Here is a 16,552-nt window from a genome sequence, read left to right as displayed (position 1 = left end):
TAGCGTAACCTTACTTCCGTACTCATGTACGGAGTCAAGCGATATGGAAAATAATTTGGAAAACCTGACCATTGGCGTTTTTGCCAAGGCGGCCGGGGTCAACGTGGAGACAATCCGCTTCTATCAGCGCAAGGGCCTGTTGCCGGAACCGGACAAGCCTTACGGCAGCATCCGCCGCTATGGGGAGGCGGACGTGGTTCGGGTGAAATTCGTGAAATCGGCACAGCGGCTGGGGTTCAGTCTGGACGAGATTGCCGAGCTGTTGCGGCTCGACGATGGCACCCACTGCGAGGAGGCCAGCAGCCTGGCCGAACACAAGCTCAAGGACGTGCGCGAGAAGATGGCCGACTTGGCGCGCATGGAAACCGTGCTGTCTGAACTCGTGTGCGCCTGCCATGCACGAAAGGGGAATGTTTCCTGCCCGTTGATCGCGTCACTACAGGGCGAAGCAGGCCTGGCAAGGTCAGCTATGCCTTAGCGTGCTTTATTTTCCGTTTTCTGAGGTGCCCCCATGTTGGCGGGAGTAGTGCTCCATCTGGCGGAAAGCCATGGACATGAGCACACGCACGAGGTGCTGGAGCATGAGCATGCCCACCGGCACGACGATGGGCACCATTCACATACGCACGCTGTGATGCCAAAGGGCAGCCACAGTCACATGCACACCCATGAACCTATGACCCACGCCCATCCCCATGCTCCTGACGTGCACCATCAACACGTTCACTGAACCCCCGGTATTTTTTTGTCTGCTCCCCCGAGGTCACTTGACCGTCAGGTCGGAGACCAGGCGAGCCTTGTAAGCCCTTTCCCGAATAGCATCCTCGCCGTCAGTCGTCCATACAAACGTGCTCTTCCACGCCCAAACCGTTCCATCGATACGAAGAAATCGTAGGTCACCGGCTTTGCCATCCACAGTTGCGACTTGACGCTCTCCTTCGAAATCCAAGGTGAACGTATGCGTTCCTGGCTTCAACTTGAAGCGCACCATCGTGTTAGGGAGTGTCTCTGCGGTCATTTCGTTATCCGCGCTGATCTTGACAAAGCGCCCGCCATCTCCCCAGTTGCGCCGCACGACATAGACGGTGAGCGCATTCGGATCGGGATTAAAGCGCTTCGCCTGAGCGTCGGCATTCAGGCTGGGTGCGGGCACCCGAGTGCATGCGATTACTCGACCCTTCCTGGCTTTGTAACAGTATGGCGCTTCTGCGGAAGGATCGGCCCCAGTAGGGGTAGCACAACCCGCCAGCAAGCTAGCAGCCAGCACAGAAGTAAGGATCACGCAGAGGCGGCGGGTGCCTGAATGTGCAGGAATTTTTGTCATGGATCTGATTCTTTGCTGTGGAGGTTGTTGATCAGCGACTGCAGGTTTGTCAGCGACTCCGGCACTTTTACCCACGGTCTGTTTCCTTGGATTGCATCTGGCGGTGCCGCGATTTCGGTGCTTTTCGGTATTTCAAACGCATTGCCTGCCGATCCCTCAGTCTCTTGGCCAAGCGTCGGCTGTACTTGAGTCTCACGTCCAATGGCGGGTGGCGTTTGAGCCAGATACGCCGCAACCTCCAAAACACAAACACGGAGGTCAACAAGCCGATCCAAATCCAGAACAGCTTGGCAAAAAGCGCGACCTGTGCCACCTGCATTGACATGGATCGCTCCTTTTTTTAGCCTCCAGCACAGGCATGTTGCCGATGGGCGGATCGAACTCGCCGATATGTAGTCAGCTGCTTTGACATGAACGGACTGCGAAAAATGGATCAACACTGGGGCGTCGCGAGGGCGCCCCCCCCAGCCAGGCTTCGTACTACTTCAGCGTGAAACGCACGGAGGCAACCGACTTGCCGGCCTTCGAAACGGCGACGACGGCTTTGGTACCGGCGGGGACTTTGAAACTGCCCGTGGCTTCCAGCTTGCCGTCACCGGCTTGGAGCTGGACATCCTGTTTCTCGCTGCCTGCCAGCAGCGTGACCTTGGCGGTCATTCCCGCCACGGCAACTGGCTTTCCATGGTCGCGCATATAGAGCTGCAGCTTGTCGGCGCTGGCAACGAATTCGTACTCGACCTCCTTGGCTTCTGCGACAGCACCACCGTGCATCGGCTTTAGGTCGTGGCCGTGATTGTCCGCAGCGAAGGCTGCGCCCGAGATCGACACTGACAGGGCAAGAATGAGTTGTGAGAGTTTCATGACAGTTCCTTAGGGGTTGGAGAAAGGGGACGGTCCCGCAATCAGCGAGCGGGACCGTTTCAACTACACGGGCGCAGACACGTCCGGGGGATGCGATGGCTCAGCAGACACATCCTCATCTTCCTCATCGGGTCGGTGGGCCAGACGGTAAAGAATCGGCAGTACGAGAAGCGTGAGCAGCGTGGACGAGAGAATTCCGCCGATCACTACAGTGGCCAGGGGACGCTGGACTTCAGCGCCGGTACCTGTCGCAATGGCCATGGGAATGAAGCCCAGCGAGGCCACAAGGGCAGTCATCAGAACCGGCCGTAGCCGGGTGAGCGCTCCGTCACGGATTGCTTCGTCAAGACCCACACCGCCTTCCCTCAAGCTGCGGATGTACGAAATCATCACCAGACCATTGAGCACGGCCACCCCAGAAAGCGCGATGAAGCCGACCGCCGCAGAGATAGACATCGGAATGTCGCGAAGCCAAAGCGCCAGGATGCCCCCCGTCAAAGCGAATGGGATGCCGGTGAAGACCAGCAGACCATCCTTGACGTTGCCGAACATAGCGAATAGCAGCACAAAAACCAGCAGCAGGGACACCGGCACGACGATCTGCAGGCGCTGAGTGGCCGACTGCAAGTTCTCGAAGGTTCCCCCCCAGCTCGTCCAATAGCCGGTAGGAATCTTGATCTGGGCCAGGCCTAGCTCAGCCTCTGCGACGAAAGAGCCCACATCGCGCCCGCGCACGTTGGTGCTCACGACGATGCGGCGCTTGCCGTTTTCTCGGCTCACCTGATTCGGGCCAGGAGCGAGCTCGAACGTTGCCACTTCGCCCAGCGGGATGAAGTTCGTCTTGGCATCCGTACCACTGGCAGAACGCGGCAGCGGTATCGGCAGCCGCTTCATCCCTTCCAAGTCGTTACGCAGTGCCTCAGGCAAGCGAACCAAGATGTCAAACCGGCGGTCTCCCTCGAACATGGTGCCCGCCTCACGACCACCAATCGCGGTGGCCACGGTGTCTTGGATGTCGGCGACGTTCAGACCATAGCGGGCGGCCTTTTGGCGGTCGATGTTCACTGTGAGCATAGGAAGGCCCGTCGTCTGCTCCACCTTCACCTCAGAGGAACCTTGGATCTTCTGCAGCATCGCAGATACTTCTTCAGCGGACTTGTTCAGGACATCCATGTCGTCACCGAAGATCTTCACGGCCACGTCACTGCGCACCCCGGAGATCAGCTCGTTAAAGCGCAGCTGAATGGGCTGGGAGAACTCATAGTTGTTGCCGGGGATTTTCCCGATGACTTCCTGAATCGCCGCGAGTAGTTCGTCGCGGGTTTTTCGAGGTTCGGGCCATTCGGCCGTTGGCTTGAGCATGATGTACCCGTCCGAAATGTTCGGCGGCATGGGGTCTGAGGCGATCTCCGCTGTTCCGGTTCTGGCGAAAATGCGCTCGATCTCGGGGAATTTCTCTTTCAAGGTCCTTTCAATCTGCTGCTGCATTTGGACTGACTGGGAAAGACTGGTGCCTGGGATGCGCAGCGCCTGGATCGCAAAGTCGCCTTCATTGAGATTGGGCACAAACTCGCTGCCCATGCGCGTGGCGATCAAGCCGCACAAGACCACCGCAACTGCGGCTGCGGTCAGTACGACCGCCTTTGCGGCCATGACACGGTCGAGCAGCGGACCGTACAAGCGCTTGGCATGGCCCAGCAGGAAGTTCTCCTTCTCGCTGACCCGATTGCCGATGAACAAGGCTACCGCTGCGGGGATGAAGGTTACCGACAGGATCATTGCGCCCACCAAAGCAGCGACCACAGTGAAGGCCATGGGGTGGAACATCTTTCCTTCCACCCCCGTGAGCGCGAAGATGGGCAGGTACACCACCATGATGATGAGCTGGCCGAATAGCAATGGGCGCCTTGACTCCTGGGATGCCAAGAACACCTCATGGAAGCGCTCGGCCCGCGTCAGTGGCCGACCGTGGTGCGCTTGTGCATGGGCAAGGCGCCGTACGCAGTTCTCAACGATCACCACAGCGCCATCGATGATGATGCCGAAGTCCAGCGCTCCCAGGCTCATCAGGTTGGCGCTCACCTTGTACTGGACCATACCCGTGAAGGTGAAGAGCATCGACAAGGGGATGACCATTGCCGTGATGATGGCAGCGCGGATGTTGCCCAGAAAGAGGAACAGGATCACGATCACGAGAACCGCGCCCTCCAGCAGGTTCTTCTTCACCGTGCTGATGGCTTTGTCAACAAGCACGGTACGGTCGTAGACCGTCACCGCGTGCACTCCCTCTGGGAGGCTCTTGTTGACTTCCAACATCTTCTTGTCCACTGCCTGCGAGACGGTCCGGCTGTTCTCACCGATCAGCATGAACACCGTGCCGAGGACCACTTCGCGCCCGTTGTCGGTTGCGGCACCGGTGCGCAGCTCTCGGCCAATGCCCACCTCTGCCACGTCGCGCACGCGCACAGGAACACCGTTGGCACTGCTGAGGATCACGTTTCCAATGTCTTCCAGCGATTTGACTTGACCGGGCGCGCGAATGAGGTACTGCTCGCCGCGCTTTTCGATATAGCCCGCGCCCACGTTGCCGTTATTGCGGTCCAGCGCAGTGACTACATCCTGCAATGTCACGCCCAGGGATGCCAGTCGTTCTGGGATGGGTGCAATCTGGTACTCCTTGGCAAAGCCACCAATGGAGTTGATCTCGGTCACGCCTGGAACATTTCGCAGCTGTGGCTTGATGATCCAGTCCTGAATCTCGCGCAGGTCTGTCGCGGTATAGGGCGAGCCGTCAGGCTTCTTCGCCCCGTCCTTGGTTTCTACAGTCCAGAGATAGATTTCGCCCAGCCCGGTCGAGATGGGCCCCAGCGCTGGCGTGATGCCTGCAGGCAGCTTGTCACGCGCCTCCTGGATACGCTCGTTGACGAGCTGGCGAGCAAAATAGATGTCGGTTCCGTCTTTAAAAATGACGGTCACCTGCGACAGACCGTACCGCGAAAGCGACCTGGTCTGTTCCAGGTTTGGCAGGCCAGCCATGACCGTCTCAATGGGGTATGTAACCCGCTGCTCAGTCTCCAAAGGCGAGTAGCCTGCGGCCTGGGTGTTGATCTGAACCTGGACGTTCGTAATGTCAGGGACCGCATCGATAGGCAGCTTTTGGTAGCTGAAGACGCCAAGCGCCACCATGCCCAGGGCCGCTAGAAGCACCAACCATCGCTGCTCGATAGAGAATCGAATGAGTTTTTCAAACATGTATGCGCTCCGCGATCAGTGCGTGTGTTCGGCAGATCCCTTGCCGAGTTCAGACTTCACGACGAAGCTGCCGGTCGAGGCGTAGGGCATACCGGCTTTGAGACCCGAGAGGACTTCGACCCGCTTGCCATCGCTTCGGCCCAGCTTCACGGGTTGAGCGAGAAAGCCTCCATCAACCTTGAGGAAGACCACCGGCTTTTCCCCGACGTTTTGGACGGCGTCGGCCGAGATGGTTACAGGCGCTACCGTTTCTTCGGACACCACCTCAACATTGACAAACAGGCCGGGGCGCCAAGCGCCCTTGGGGTTGTCAAGAACCACGCGGGCTTTTGCCGTGCGGGTTTGCTCGCCAATGAGCGCTCCTACAAAAGCGACAGTGCCTGTAGCGGAGGCGTCAAAGGCGGTGGCCTTGATCGTGACCTTTTCACCCACACGCACCGCTGGTAAGTCTTTTGCCGGAACATTGATCTCGGTCCACACCTGGGAAAGGTCCGAGATGGTGAAAACCGCAGCATCTTCCTTCACGGCTTCGCCGAGACTCAGGTGCTTTTCGATGACGATGCCGTCAAAGGGCGCACGCAGCTCTATGCGATTGAGTCCAGATACTGACGAGGCAGACAACCCCATGGCGCTCAGCTTCTGATGGGCGTTGGCGACAGCAACTTCTGCTTCGCTCAAGGCCTGCTTAGCCTGCAGGTAGTCCTGCTCGGCAGACACCTTCTGCTCCCACAGCTTTTTCTCTCGCTCGTAGGTGGTCTTTGCCAGCGTTAAGCGCTTTTGGGCCGTCTGCAGCTCGCTGCGTTGCTCGGAAGCAGTCGGGCTCGCGATCACCGCCAAGACTTGTCCTTTCTTGACCACTTGACCCAAGCTGGCATTGACGCTTTCCACGACTCCCGCAAGCCGGGGCACAACGTGAGACGTGCGGTCTTCGTTCAAGCGTATCTCGCCGGGAAGGAGCAACGCTGTCTTGATGTTGGCTTTGATCGAAGAGTCCACCTTGATGGATGCAGCCTTGATCTGGGCATCGCTCAGTTCGATCTTTCCTTCTTCCTTGCTCATCAGGAACATGAAGGGCTCTGTGGCAGTCTGCGCGATGATCTCGATGTCGAACGCGTGGGGTTCCGCAACGATCTCGCGGCTGACCAGACTGTACTTTTCAGTGGTAAACGTCAGCTTCTGCTTTTCATCTGTCGGGCGGATCACAGTTGCCGTGACCGTTGCAGCATTCAGGGGCAGCGGTTTATCTTTGTCGGACAGCCAGATTCGCAGTCGAGGCTCGCCACCGTCTTCAGACAACAACGCTTCCAAGCTGAAGTCGCCTTCCTTGAACACGGTACCGCCATGTGGGCCCTTGGCTTCGCTCTTTTCGTGGTGTTCACCATCGGCATGCCCCTTGTCATCGTCGTGGCCCATTTCGCCACCCTTGCCATGGTGCTCGCCGTCGCCGTGCCCCTTGGCCTCGGTGTGGCCGCCGTGCCCGTGGCCATCGCCCTCGGCGGTCGCAGCTTTGGGCTTGCCGCCACCTTGCAAGATGAAGGCTCCCGCGCTGACCCCTAGTGCGAGGACTACTGCTATGGCGATCAGGTGTTTTTTACTGATGGTGGATTTGCTGGAGTTCATGTTCATGGTCATGCTCAGTGTTGCGTTGCGATCAGGCCGGGAACCATGCTGGCCCCGAGCAGGCGGTCGATATCAGCCGCTGCACGGTGTGCTTCGCCAAGGGCTTTGAGGTACTGGGATTTGGCGGTGAAGTAAGTGCGTTGGGCATCGAGCACTTCCAGGAAATTGAACTTACCGTTCTCGAAACCAATGGCGGCGGCGTCATAGGCCGACTTAGCACCGGGCAGAACGTCCTGCTGCAGTGACTGAACCTCTGCGGTGATCGTGGTAAGGCGCTCTCGTGCCTGCGCCACTTCGCTGTGCAGGCGCACGGTGGCCGCTTGCAGCTCATCGCGGGCCTTGTCTTCAAGTTTCAGCGCCTCCAGGAGGTTGCCTTGGTTGCGGTCGAAGACGGGAAGAGGCACAGAGACCCCGAGAAGAAGGACGTTTCGCTGCGTCTCGTTGCTGCGCTGCATGCCGACGCTGACGGTGACATCGGGCACGCGCTTGCTTTGTTCCAGGTCGCTCAAGGCCTTGCGCCGATCCACCTCGATTCGCGCAAGTACCACGCCTGGCGCTGAAGAAATCAGGGGCTGGAGATCGGCGAGGCTCGGGGCCGAGGGCAGGTTCTCGGCCTTGCCCTCCAGGACGGTGAAAGGCGTGTCGATCCGTCCCAACAGCGCGAACAGACGGGACAGAGCATTGCGTTGTTCGCTCGCAGCCTGGGCGAGTTCGACGCGGACGCCGGCTTCTGCAACCCGGGCCTTGGACTCTTCCACAGGGGATACTTTGCCAGCAGCTACACGCTTTGCGACGGTATCCGTTGAGGATTTGGCCAACGCTGCGCTGTCTCTGGCCAGTACCAATCGTTCCTGCGCAGTCAGAACGTCAAAGTAAGCGGCAGCGACATTGGCCCGCACGGTAGCTTTAAGCTCGGCGAGTTGGGCTTGTGCTTGCTCGCGTGATTTTTCGGCCGCCTTGGTGCGCGCCGCACGTTTCCCACCCAGTTCTAAGGGAAGATTGAGTTGCCAGCTCTGCGTACGCGTCTTGGAGCGTGCGTCTTCCAGGGAGTACGCAAGCTCTGGATTGGGGCGCGAGCGTCCTTGAAGAACCTGTCCTTCGGTTGCCTCCAATTGGCGTTTCGCCGCAGCCACCTCCGGATTTCCCTCCAGGGCCAATTCGATGGCCTTGGCCAACGACAATGGCTCCGCAGTGGCGGCTGCAGCAGCCTCAGGTGCTCGTTCTCCAACGACGTGCCCTGGTGGCAAGCCCTGCGAAAAGGCACCGCCCGAGGCCAGCCATATAGCTGCGGCGCCTGCCGCGAGCTTGATCTTTCTACGGCCGCGCCATGCGTGCGGCATCTCTTGAAGGTAAGTACCCTTGAACATCCGATTCTCCAGTGATTTCAAAACACGCGGGAATCGGCGGACTGGCAACCGTGCAGCTGCCTGGCAACTCGTCAGTCACTTCAGCTGCAACACACGCAACTGCTTCCGCCGCGATGGCGGACAAGACTGAAAAAGAGAAGTGAGGTGCCCCCGCCGATCAGGCGAGGACGGACCACTGAGGGCGGTCTGGGGGCGTGGGGGTTACAGCCAGCAGGCGCTTGCCTGAAGGAGGCTCCACGCGGCTTTCATGGATGAAGACTGGCTTTGCATCTGACCAGTTTAAGGCCCCGATACCCGCGCCATGACAGACTGAACAGTCAACATCAAATGCATCGGCTCCCTGGCTGGACTTTTCGGCCTGACCATTCCCGCCTTTGGCTTCATGCTTGTGTTCGTGATGCCCAAGGTGCTGCGACTGCGCGGTTGAGTTCTCATGCATGCAATAAGCAGCCACCGCAGACCAGCTGAACTGGAACGGAAGCAATGCAAGCATAAAAACAGCGATCAAGCGGCGCATTATTGAAGTCTAGCATGCGTCATGAAGGGCGCACTGAGGCTTGGATGGCCGCTGAAGGGCACTGGGGTGGGAAATCAGCGAGCGCCGCCGTTCATGTCCAGAAGCGCCTTCTTTTCAGCTGCCGACATGTTGAGAAATTCCTGTTGAACTTGCTCGCGGGTCTTCGTTACGCCCGTTGCTTTGACAGGCAACGCACCCCCGCGTGAAAGGATCGCCAGGGTGCCATCCTTGCGCGCCACTTCGACAGCCTGAAGCACATCGCCACGGGACATTGTGCTCTGCATGTGGTCGGGATGGGTGGTCATGCCCACTTCGCCGTCGGCGGGATGGTACAGCGACGAGGCAGATGCCAATCCTGGAGCCGCGATAGCGAAGGCAATCAAAGTGAGCGAGAGGGGTTTGCGAACGGTCATGGTGTTGTCCCTTGATTTGAATCAGCCCTCGGCGATTTGCCGGGACTACCCGTTGGCACTCGAAGCCATCCGCAATGCGGGTTTCGATCCGCAACCAGTGGCAGACGCGGGCGAAGCCAAGGGGGGACACGTGGTTGGATCCGCCGAAGGCGACGACCATGGACATGGTTTTGCAGGCGGCATCTCACGTTTGGTTGCCGCACTCGTGTTCGCCACGGGGGCTGAGGTTCTCGCGTTCTTCGCGCCAGACCAGATGGCTTGGAAAGTGGCCGGCATGGCGATTGCCGCTCTGGCTATCTGGCTGGCCGGCATCGACACCTACAAAAAAGGCATTGCGGCGCTGCTGCGCGGCAGGCTGAACATCAATGCGCTGATGTCGGTGGCCGTCACCGGCGCATTCCTCATTGGTCAGTGGCCAGAAGCCGCGATGGTGATGGCTCTGTACGCGATTGCGGAGCTCATCGAAGCCAAGGCAGTGGACCGGGCCCGAAACGCTATCAAGGGCTTGCTGGAACTGGCGCCCGAAGAGGCTTTGGTACTGGGCACCAACGGAGCATGGACCGCTACACCGGTGGCCTCGGTGGCCATTGGAGCGACCGTGCGCATCAAGCCTGGCGAACGCGTGCCGCTGGATGGTATGGTGACCAAGGGCAACGGCGCCATCAACCAGGCCCCTGTGACTGGCGAGAGCATCCCCGTGGACAAGGCACCTGGAGACCAGGTGTTCGCCGGCACGATCAACGAGACCGGTGAACTGGAGTTCGAGGTTACGGCCTTGTCGAGCAATACCACCTTGGCCAGGATCATCCAAGCTGTCGAACAAGCGCAAGGAACGCGCGCTCCGACGCAGCGATTTGTGGACCGGTTCGCCTCTATCTACACCCCCGCAGTTTTCGCCATTGCCGTGGCGGTAGCTGTCCTTACTCCTTTTCTGATGGGCCTTACCTGGCTGGAGGCGCTCTACAAGGCCCTGGTTCTGCTGGTGATCGCCTGCCCGTGCGCTCTGGTCATTTCCACGCCGGTCACGGTGGTCAGCGGATTGGCTGCAGGAGCGCGCCGCGGGATCCTGATCAAGGGCGGAACCTACCTGGAAGATGCCCGGCTCCTTAAGGCGGTGGCGCTCGACAAGACCGGCACCATCACCGAAGGCAAACCCAAGCTGGTGAAGTGGCAGGTGTGGGGTGGTGCTGATGAGACGGAAGTCCAGCAAATGGCTGCCAGCCTTGCGGTTCGGTCCGACCACCCTGTCTCTAAGGCAATCGTCCAGGGACTGGAGATCAAGGGGCCCGAGGCTGAAAACTTCAAAGCGCTGCCCGGGCGCGGCGTCGAAGGCATGGTCAATGGTGTGCGGTTGACGCTGGGCAATCACCGTCTGATCCATGAGCAAGGACTGTGCGGTCCGGAGTTGGAGGCGGAGCTGGCCATCCAAGAAAAACAAGGCCGCACGGTCACCCTCCTGGCGGACGAATCGCGCGTCCTGGCGCTGTTTGCGGTAGCGGACACCATTCGCGAGACGTCGAAACAGGCCATCGTCGACCTCAAGGCGCTGGGAGTGACGCCGGTGATGCTGACGGGTGACAACGCGGCCACGGCAATGGCCATCGCTGCCCAGGCCGGAATTGATGAAGCCCGTGGCGATTTGCTCCCCGAAGCCAAGCTCGACGCCATCAAGGAAATGCAAAAGCGCTATGGCGCCACTGGAATGACCGGCGACGGCATCAACGATGCGCCGGCGCTAGCGCAGGCTGACATCGGTTTTGCCATGGGTGCGGCGGGAACCGACACGGCCATGGAAGCAGCCGATGTGGTCATCATGAACGACGATCTGCAGCGTGTAGCCGAGACGGTGCGACTGTCCAAACATACTCACGCCGTTCTGTGGCAGAACATTACTTTGGCACTGGGTATCAAAAGCGTCTTCCTGGTGATGGCGGTGGTCGGCACCGCGACCATGTGGATGGCGGTCTTCGCAGACATGGGGGCCAGCTTGCTGGTCGTGGGCAATGGCCTGCGCCTTCTTCGAAGGGCACGAAGGTAGCCAGACCGCATAGCTGGCTGAACATGCTCACTTCCACTAGCTAGTTTCGGCGCTATGAGCCGACCGCCTTGGCTCTTGAGTGGAAGAGTTGGCCACACGAAAAATCCAAGACTTCATACTATCCACTGCAATACGCACCAAAATGACAACGGCCATTTCGGGAAGTCTGTTGCGGGAGGTCGCCCGTTTGTTCACACAATCGCAAAGTAGGTCAGTGGAACGCAACAGCAAGATGAACAGCCAATGCAATCTGCTCGCCGAACTGGAGCGCTCCGGGACGCTTGCGATGACTGAACTGGGCAGGCGGGTTGGACGCGAAAAAAGTTGGGTGTCGCGTTCTGTTGACGCACTGGCGACCCGTGGTCTGGTCGTCAAGGAGCCCAATCCCGCCGATTCCCGGAAATGGTTGGTCACGCTCACCGACGAAGGGTTTCAGTCAGTCAATCATTGGAATGCTGCCCTGGATGACCACGCAGTGCAATTGCTTGCCTGCCTGAGTGAGCGGGATCGTGCCGCAGTCGAGAAATCCCTTCTGTTGTTGTTGACGGCCCTGAGAGAAGACCAATCAGTCTACTGACTGATTCCTTCAATCAAGGATTTCGGATGCAAGCCGCCACCCCTGACCGATGCTGGCGCCTTTTGGACTGCGTACCTCGATGGTCGAGCCAGGGTGTGTGATTTTGGAGCGTGCCACTCATCACGGCCATTGGGGCGAATCGCATTTCCCGAGCCGCCACTCGCCATGCAAATAGGAGTGGATTTAGCCGGCTTATATTTCAATAATTGGTGTATTATTGAGAAATGAATGAGCCTGAAGTTGTCCGCTCGCTTGCAGCGCTTGCTCAAGAAGTACGCCTCCGTGTCTTCCGCGCACTCGTCGTGGCAGGCAAGGATGGTCTCACCCCTGGCGCAATCTCCGAGCAGCTGGGAGTAGCCTCCAACACCCTGTCGTTTCACCTCAAAGAGTTGGCCCATGCTGGCCTGGTGAGCCAGGAGCGCCACGGGCGCAACCTGGTGTATCGCGCCTCGTACCAGACCATGAACGGTCTGCTGGCCTACCTGACAGAAAACTGTTGCCAGGGTGCGCTATGCCTCACTGAAGAGGCCGCCTCCTGCAACTGCTGAGGGTTCCCTGTAGGGCAATCCATGCCCCAAGCGCCTGTGCGCTCAGCCCAGATTCACCTATCTCACCACCATTGACCCTGGAGTTCACCATGAGCGCAACCCCACAACCCTTGAAAGTTCTCTTTCTTTGCACTCACAACTCGGCGCGCAGCATCCTGGCCGAAGCGCTGCTCAATGACATGGGTGCCGGTCGGTTCAAGGCCTACTCCGCTGGGAGCAGCCCACGCGACAACCAGCAACCCAACCCCCTAGGTCTGCAGGTGCTGCAAAAAGCAGGCATTTCCACCGAAGGCCTGCGCAGCAAGAGCTGGGATGAGTTCGCCACGCCCGACACGCCCCAGATGGACCTGATCATCACGGTGTGCGACAACGCGGCGGGCGAGGTCTGCCCCATCTGGCCAGGCCACCCCGCCACAGCGCACTGGGGCTATGCAGACCCCAGCGAGGGCGACGGCACGGACGAGCAGAAACTTGAAGCCTTCCGACAGACGCTGCACGCCATGAAGCGTCGGCTCGAACTGCTGGTGAGCCTTCCCGAAGACAAGCTGGCCAAGGCGGTGCTTCAGACCACCGCTCGCCAACTGGTCACAAACTGAGAAACGCGATGCAGAAATCCAGCATGAGCGTGTTCGAGCGCTACCTCACCGTGTGGGTGGTGCTGTGCATCGTGGTGGGGATCGGGTTGGGCCAGGTGTTTCCTGGCGCAGCACGCGCGATTGGTGCGTGGGAAGTCGCCCGCGTGAACATTCCGGTGGGCCTGCTCATCTGGGTGATGATCATTCCGATGCTGCTCAAGGTGGACTTTGCCGCCCTGGGCGAAGTGCGCAACCACATGCGCGGCATCGGGGTCACCTTGTTCGTGAACTGGCTGGTCAAGCCGTTTTCCATGGCTTTTTTGGGCTGGCTGTTCATACGTCAGTGGTTTGCCCCATACCTGCCAGCTGACCAGATCGACAGCTACATCGCTGGCTTGATCCTGCTGGCCGCCGCCCCGTGCACCGCCATGGTGTTCGTGTGGAGCCGTCTCACGGGGGGCGACCCGCTGTTCACGCTGTCCCAGGTCGCGCTGAACGACAGCATCATGATCGTCGCGTTCGCGCCGCTCGTGGCTTTCCTGCTGGGCCTGTCGGCAATCACGGTGCCGTGGGACACGTTGCTCACCTCTGTCGTCCTGTACATCTTGATTCCCGTTGTGCTGGCCCAATGGTTGCGCCGGGCACTGCTGGCCCGAGGTCAAGCCGTGTTCGACGCTGCGCTGCATCGCATTGGTCCCTGGTCCATTGCTGCGCTACTGCTCACCCTGGTGCTGCTGTTCGCGTTCCAGGGCGAGGCCATCCTGCAGCAGCCCCTGGTCATCGCATTGCTGGCCGTACCCATCCTGATCCAGGTGTTCTTCAACTCGGCACTGGCGTATTGGCTCAATCGCGCAGCGGGAGAAAAGCATGCCATTGCCTGCCCATCAGCATTGATCGGTGCTTCCAACTTCTTCGAGCTGGCCGTGGCGACAGCCATCAGCCTGTTCGGTTTTCATTCGGGTGCGGCCCTGGCCACGGTGGTGGGGGTGCTCATCGAGGTGCCGGTCATGCTGCTGGTGGTCAAGGTCGTGAACTCTTCAAAGGACTGGTATGAATCCGGATCTTCCCAACGTTGATGCCACGCTCTTCGAGCAGGCCGATCTTGAGCGACTCGTGCCCGCACAGCGTTCTACCCATGCACCCCGCATCCTGCTGCTCTACGGCTCTGTGAGAGAGCGCTCCTATAGCCGATTGCTGACCGAAGAGGCTGCGCGACTGCTGCGCGCCCTCGGTGCTGAAACCCGCATCTACGATCCGCGAGGGCTGCCACTGCCGGACGCAGAGCCCGACAGCCAAGGGGTGGATCTGCATCTGCTCGGCCAATACCTCGATGGTGCGGATACTGGGCACTTGATGTCCCTGCTCGATGCGACTGATGTGTCGGCGGCTCGTTGCCAGCAACATGTCTTCCTGAACCAAGCCGCGTGCCGCGCGCAACTGCTGCAGCGCCCGACCAAAGTCGGCTTGGGGTGGAACACGCTTTCGGGAAGACATCCACCCGATTTCCGTTCAATGAGACTAAAAAGACCACGACCAAATAGTCTCATTGGCTCGCTAACTCGGTGGAAATTTCATCCCTGTTGGAAATCTGTTTCTGAAATTGCACTGTGCCCATACTTTTTTTGGATTTTGATGGGGTCCTGCACCCAGAGCATTGCCATGAGTCGAGGCACTTCTGTTGCCTATCGATCTTGGAAGATGCGTTACGACAGGTACCCGAGTGCCAAGTCGGAATCACCAGCACCTGGCGGCTGGGACAATCCTATGAGGATCTACGGCGAAGGTTCTCTCCGGACATTGCCGCCATGATCGACGGCGTAACCCCCAGATATTGCGATCTAACGAACGTCCCGAATACGCTAGTAGGCTATTCCTGCGCAAAACGCAGACGCTGATCGGCGTCAGCCAGCAAAAAAGCTGGATTGCGGGCAATGGCCTGCTCGTCGCCGGTTCGGAAGCGCTGCGCCTTGCGCTTGTGGTAAGCCGGCGTTCTCATGAAGGTCTGGACCTCCTCCAACGCCAACAAACAGTACACGTCGTAGTAGTGCCGCAGGAAGTTGGCGGGAAACGCCTGGGCTTCATCGAGTCGGCGGTACTTGGTGGAGATCGTCTGCAACTTCTCGACGAATGTGTGCGTGGGCGCGTAGCACGGCACGGCCACTGCACGGTTGTCTTCCACCATCACACCGCGCTCTACGGCCGCATCCAGCGCCCACGACGAAATCGTGATCGGCCGATTTGGAGCAGTGTCATCGAACCCGAGTTCCAGCAGGATGCCATCCTTGACGCCGGCGAGCGCGGGGACACGGGGTGCGTAGATCAAGCGAATACCGGCGCTGCGCATCTTGTCGTCGTCGAACTGTATGTCGCGCTCAACACTGTCGATGCCCGGAATTCGAATCCTTGCTGCCAGCGCGTCGTAGTACGCACGCCGCGATTCGACATGCGCCGGCTTGTCCTGGTTGCGCCCGGTCTTCACGTCCATGTCATCGGGCGGCTCGATGCGGATGTCGATGTCTTCGGAGAAGCGGTGGATGACACCGAACCCCTTCGACAAGGACGTCCCGCCCTTCAGCTCGAACTGAAAGCCCTGCGCCTGAAGGCCCCACAGGCAATGCATGATCCAGTAGTCCTTCTCGACCAGCACGGGATCGAGGCCGCGCTCGTCTGCAACCACCGACAGCAACTGATCGAAGTCTCGTCGTTCGTGCAGGAATTCAGCCACCCACCCACTCCCGCAGACGCTTGCGCGTGGCCACGCTGCCAAAGCTGTCGGCGGCGCGCTGCAGACGGCTGGGATCGAATGAAGGCAGTTTGCTGCGCGCCTGCCGCAAGACCGCATCACGGTCCTCCGCCAGTTCGTCCAGGTTGTTCAGCAGATCCACATACAGGAACTCCGGCGTCAGCTTCCTGGGAAAGCGCGGCTTCATCCGGAAGTCGAACTGCCGGTTGCCGAGCTTGAAGACGCCGTGGCGCTTGTGGTTGTAGACCAGCGTGCGGTTGTAGAGCTGGGTGGTACCCAGACCCACGGCGTTGTATGCCGAGGGAGAGAACACCAGGAAATCTTTGTCGCGCAGGAACCCGCCCACCACTTGCTCATCGGCCGGTGGAAGTGGACCGAAGCTGGACTGCTTCGGTGCGTGGTACAGGCCTTGAGCCAGCTTCTTCAGCTTTCCGGTAGCCACCAATTCACGCAGATGCCGATCCACCGCCGTGGACAGGCCTGCGAGATCCTCCCTCCGGTAAACGCGCCCGGCTTGCAACTCGTCGGCAAGGTGGGCAGCCCCGCCTCTCAAGGAGACAACAGGAGATTGGGCAACGGCAGGCATGGCTAGTTTCTCATTGAAATTTCATGCATTTTACTGCTTTTCCACACTCCACAGCCATAGGGGGCAGCCCAGGCGCAGCTCGGACACCTATGCCACCGTGATTCGGCCATCGATCCAGACGCTTACCGGTT

The 16,552-nt window shown here is 59.5% G+C and carries 17 protein-coding genes and 3 pseudogenes; 9 read left to right on the top strand and 11 right to left on the bottom strand.

What is annotated here, in order from left to right; genetic code table 11:
- The first annotated feature begins 43 nt into the window (after positions 1-43).
- Together merR and P7644_RS07000 are read left to right on the top strand one after the other, a co-directional pair.
- Positions 44-478 carry an Hg(II)-responsive transcriptional regulator gene (merR, locus tag P7644_RS07005; protein WP_005303925.1) on the top strand — a complete coding sequence of 145 codons (435 nt, stop codon included), beginning with the start codon at positions 44-46 and terminating at the stop codon, positions 476-478.
- Positions 479-502: 24 nt separating this feature from the next.
- A pseudogene (locus P7644_RS07000) lies at positions 503-730 on the top strand (EamA/RhaT family transporter); the annotation flags it as partial.
- Positions 731-763: 33 nt separating this feature from the next.
- Here the strand turns inward: P7644_RS07000 and P7644_RS06995 are convergent.
- The 8 genes from P7644_RS06995 to P7644_RS06960 all read right to left on the bottom strand — a co-directional run bounded on the left by P7644_RS06995 (position 764) and on the right by P7644_RS06960 (position 9,354).
- Complete coding sequence (locus P7644_RS06995; protein ID WP_404302445.1) at positions 764-1,324, bottom strand: hypothetical protein; 561 nt, start codon at positions 1,322-1,324, stop codon at positions 764-766.
- On the bottom strand, positions 1,321-1,764 hold the full coding sequence (locus P7644_RS06990; protein WP_404302443.1) for a hypothetical protein: 444 nt from the start codon (positions 1,762-1,764) through the stop codon (positions 1,321-1,323). The genes P7644_RS06995 and P7644_RS06990 overlap by 4 nt, the downstream gene beginning before the upstream one ends.
- 40 nt (positions 1,765-1,804) lie before the next feature.
- Entirely contained in the window at positions 1,805-2,185 is a 381-nt protein-coding gene (locus P7644_RS06985; protein WP_024815608.1) for a hypothetical protein, read from the bottom strand.
- 63 nt (positions 2,186-2,248) lie between these two features.
- Positions 2,249-5,437, bottom strand: coding sequence for a CusA/CzcA family heavy metal efflux RND transporter (locus P7644_RS06980; protein ID WP_404302442.1), 3,189 nt, complete (start codon positions 5,435-5,437; stop codon positions 2,249-2,251).
- Between the two features lie 15 nt (positions 5,438-5,452).
- Entirely contained in the window at positions 5,453-7,069 is a 1,617-nt protein-coding gene (locus tag P7644_RS06975) for an efflux RND transporter periplasmic adaptor subunit (protein WP_404302441.1), read from the bottom strand.
- Between the two features lie 2 nt (positions 7,070-7,071).
- Positions 7,072-8,424: a TolC family protein gene (locus P7644_RS06970; protein WP_404302440.1), complete on the bottom strand. Its 1,353-nt coding sequence runs from the start codon at positions 8,422-8,424 to the stop codon at positions 7,072-7,074.
- Between the two features lie 157 nt (positions 8,425-8,581).
- Positions 8,582-8,941 carry a cation efflux protein, CzcI family gene (gene czcI / locus P7644_RS06965; protein WP_404302438.1) on the bottom strand — a complete coding sequence of 120 codons (360 nt, stop codon included), beginning with the start codon at positions 8,939-8,941 and terminating at the stop codon, positions 8,582-8,584.
- 74 nt (positions 8,942-9,015) lie between these two features.
- Positions 9,016-9,354, bottom strand: coding sequence for a DUF4148 domain-containing protein (locus tag P7644_RS06960; RefSeq protein ID WP_404302437.1), 339 nt, complete (start codon positions 9,352-9,354; stop codon positions 9,016-9,018).
- Here P7644_RS06960 and P7644_RS06955 point away from each other — a divergent pair.
- The 6 genes and pseudogenes from P7644_RS06955 to P7644_RS06930 form a co-directional block, all read left to right on the top strand.
- Complete coding sequence (locus P7644_RS06955) at positions 9,353-11,392, top strand: heavy metal translocating P-type ATPase (RefSeq protein WP_404302435.1); 2,040 nt, start codon at positions 9,353-9,355, stop codon at positions 11,390-11,392. The genes P7644_RS06960 and P7644_RS06955 overlap by 2 nt on opposite strands.
- A gap of 142 nt (positions 11,393-11,534) precedes the next feature.
- Positions 11,535-11,969: a MarR family winged helix-turn-helix transcriptional regulator gene (locus P7644_RS06950; RefSeq protein WP_024815622.1), complete on the top strand. Its 435-nt coding sequence runs from the start codon at positions 11,535-11,537 to the stop codon at positions 11,967-11,969.
- 224 nt (positions 11,970-12,193) lie between these two features.
- Positions 12,194-12,517, top strand: coding sequence for a helix-turn-helix transcriptional regulator (locus tag P7644_RS06945; protein ID WP_063459325.1), 324 nt, complete (start codon positions 12,194-12,196; stop codon positions 12,515-12,517).
- Positions 12,518-12,606: 89 nt separating this feature from the next.
- Entirely contained in the window at positions 12,607-13,113 is a 507-nt protein-coding gene (locus P7644_RS06940; protein WP_404302433.1) for an arsenate reductase ArsC, read from the top strand.
- A 23-nt stretch (positions 13,114-13,136) separates the two neighbouring features.
- Positions 13,137-14,168 (top strand): ACR3 family arsenite efflux transporter, encoded by a 1,032-nt coding sequence (gene arsB / locus P7644_RS06935; RefSeq protein WP_404303146.1) that lies wholly within the window; start codon positions 13,137-13,139, stop codon positions 14,166-14,168.
- Positions 14,143-14,382, top strand: a pseudogene (locus tag P7644_RS06930) (NADPH-dependent FMN reductase); the annotation flags it as partial. The gene arsB and the pseudogene P7644_RS06930, both read left to right, overlap by 26 nt.
- 66 nt (positions 14,383-14,448) lie before the next feature.
- On the opposite strand, the pseudogene P7644_RS06925 reads toward P7644_RS06930, so the two are convergent.
- Positions 14,449-14,496 (bottom strand): annotated as a pseudogene (locus tag P7644_RS06925) (XRE family transcriptional regulator); the annotation flags it as partial.
- A gap of 203 nt (positions 14,497-14,699) precedes the next feature.
- Between P7644_RS06925 and P7644_RS06920 the strand changes: the two are divergent.
- A complete protein-coding gene (locus P7644_RS06920) occupies positions 14,700-14,987 on the top strand; it encodes an HAD domain-containing protein (protein ID WP_404302431.1) in 288 nt (95 codons plus the stop codon).
- Here the strand turns inward: P7644_RS06920 and P7644_RS06915 are convergent.
- Positions 14,960-15,817, bottom strand: coding sequence for a nucleotidyl transferase AbiEii/AbiGii toxin family protein (locus P7644_RS06915; protein WP_404302430.1), 858 nt, complete (start codon positions 15,815-15,817; stop codon positions 14,960-14,962). The two genes, P7644_RS06920 and P7644_RS06915, sit on opposite strands and share 28 nt — an antisense overlap.
- Positions 15,810-16,421 (bottom strand): hypothetical protein, encoded by a 612-nt coding sequence (locus P7644_RS06910; protein ID WP_404302429.1) that lies wholly within the window; start codon positions 16,419-16,421, stop codon positions 15,810-15,812. The genes P7644_RS06915 and P7644_RS06910 overlap by 8 nt, the downstream gene beginning before the upstream one ends.
- Positions 16,422-16,552 lie beyond the last annotated feature (131 nt).

Origin of the sequence: Alicycliphilus denitrificans, assembly GCF_044792555.1 — a bacterium.
GTDB classification, from domain to species: Bacteria; Pseudomonadota; Gammaproteobacteria; order Burkholderiales; family Burkholderiaceae_C; genus Alicycliphilus; species Alicycliphilus denitrificans_A.
Note: the sequence above shows the minus strand (reverse complement) of the source record. Positions and strands in the feature narration are given on the sequence as shown.

Excerpts from the sequence above, each read along its gene's own strand:
- P7644_RS06945 (WP_063459325.1), top strand. The coding sequence starts at position 12,194 with ATGAATGAGCCTGAAGTTGTCCGCTCGCTTGCAGCGCTTGCTCAAGAA.
- czcI (WP_404302438.1), bottom strand. The coding sequence starts at position 8,941 with ATGCGCCGCTTGATCGCTGTTTTTATGCTTGCATTGCTTCCGTTCCAG.
- P7644_RS06960 (WP_404302437.1), bottom strand. The coding sequence starts at position 9,354 with ATGACCGTTCGCAAACCCCTCTCGCTCACTTTGATTGCCTTCGCTATC.
- P7644_RS06910 (WP_404302429.1), bottom strand. The coding sequence starts at position 16,421 with ATGCCTGCCGTTGCCCAATCTCCTGTTGTCTCCTTGAGAGGCGGGGCT.
- P7644_RS06975 (WP_404302441.1), bottom strand. The coding sequence starts at position 7,069 with ATGACCATGAACATGAACTCCAGCAAATCCACCATCAGTAAAAAACAC.
- P7644_RS06950 (WP_024815622.1), top strand. The coding sequence starts at position 11,535 with ATGACAACGGCCATTTCGGGAAGTCTGTTGCGGGAGGTCGCCCGTTTG.
- P7644_RS06985 (WP_024815608.1), bottom strand. The coding sequence starts at position 2,185 with ATGAAACTCTCACAACTCATTCTTGCCCTGTCAGTGTCGATCTCGGGC.
- arsB (WP_404303146.1), top strand. The coding sequence starts at position 13,137 with ATGAGCGTGTTCGAGCGCTACCTCACCGTGTGGGTGGTGCTGTGCATC.
- P7644_RS06955 (WP_404302435.1), top strand. The coding sequence starts at position 9,353 with ATGGTGTTGTCCCTTGATTTGAATCAGCCCTCGGCGATTTGCCGGGAC.
- P7644_RS06995 (WP_404302445.1), bottom strand. The coding sequence starts at position 1,324 with ATGACAAAAATTCCTGCACATTCAGGCACCCGCCGCCTCTGCGTGATC.
- P7644_RS06970 (WP_404302440.1), bottom strand. The coding sequence starts at position 8,424 with ATGTTCAAGGGTACTTACCTTCAAGAGATGCCGCACGCATGGCGCGGC.
- merR (WP_005303925.1), top strand. The coding sequence starts at position 44 with ATGGAAAATAATTTGGAAAACCTGACCATTGGCGTTTTTGCCAAGGCG.
- P7644_RS06980 (WP_404302442.1), bottom strand. The coding sequence starts at position 5,437 with ATGTTTGAAAAACTCATTCGATTCTCTATCGAGCAGCGATGGTTGGTG.
- P7644_RS06940 (WP_404302433.1), top strand. The coding sequence starts at position 12,607 with ATGAGCGCAACCCCACAACCCTTGAAAGTTCTCTTTCTTTGCACTCAC.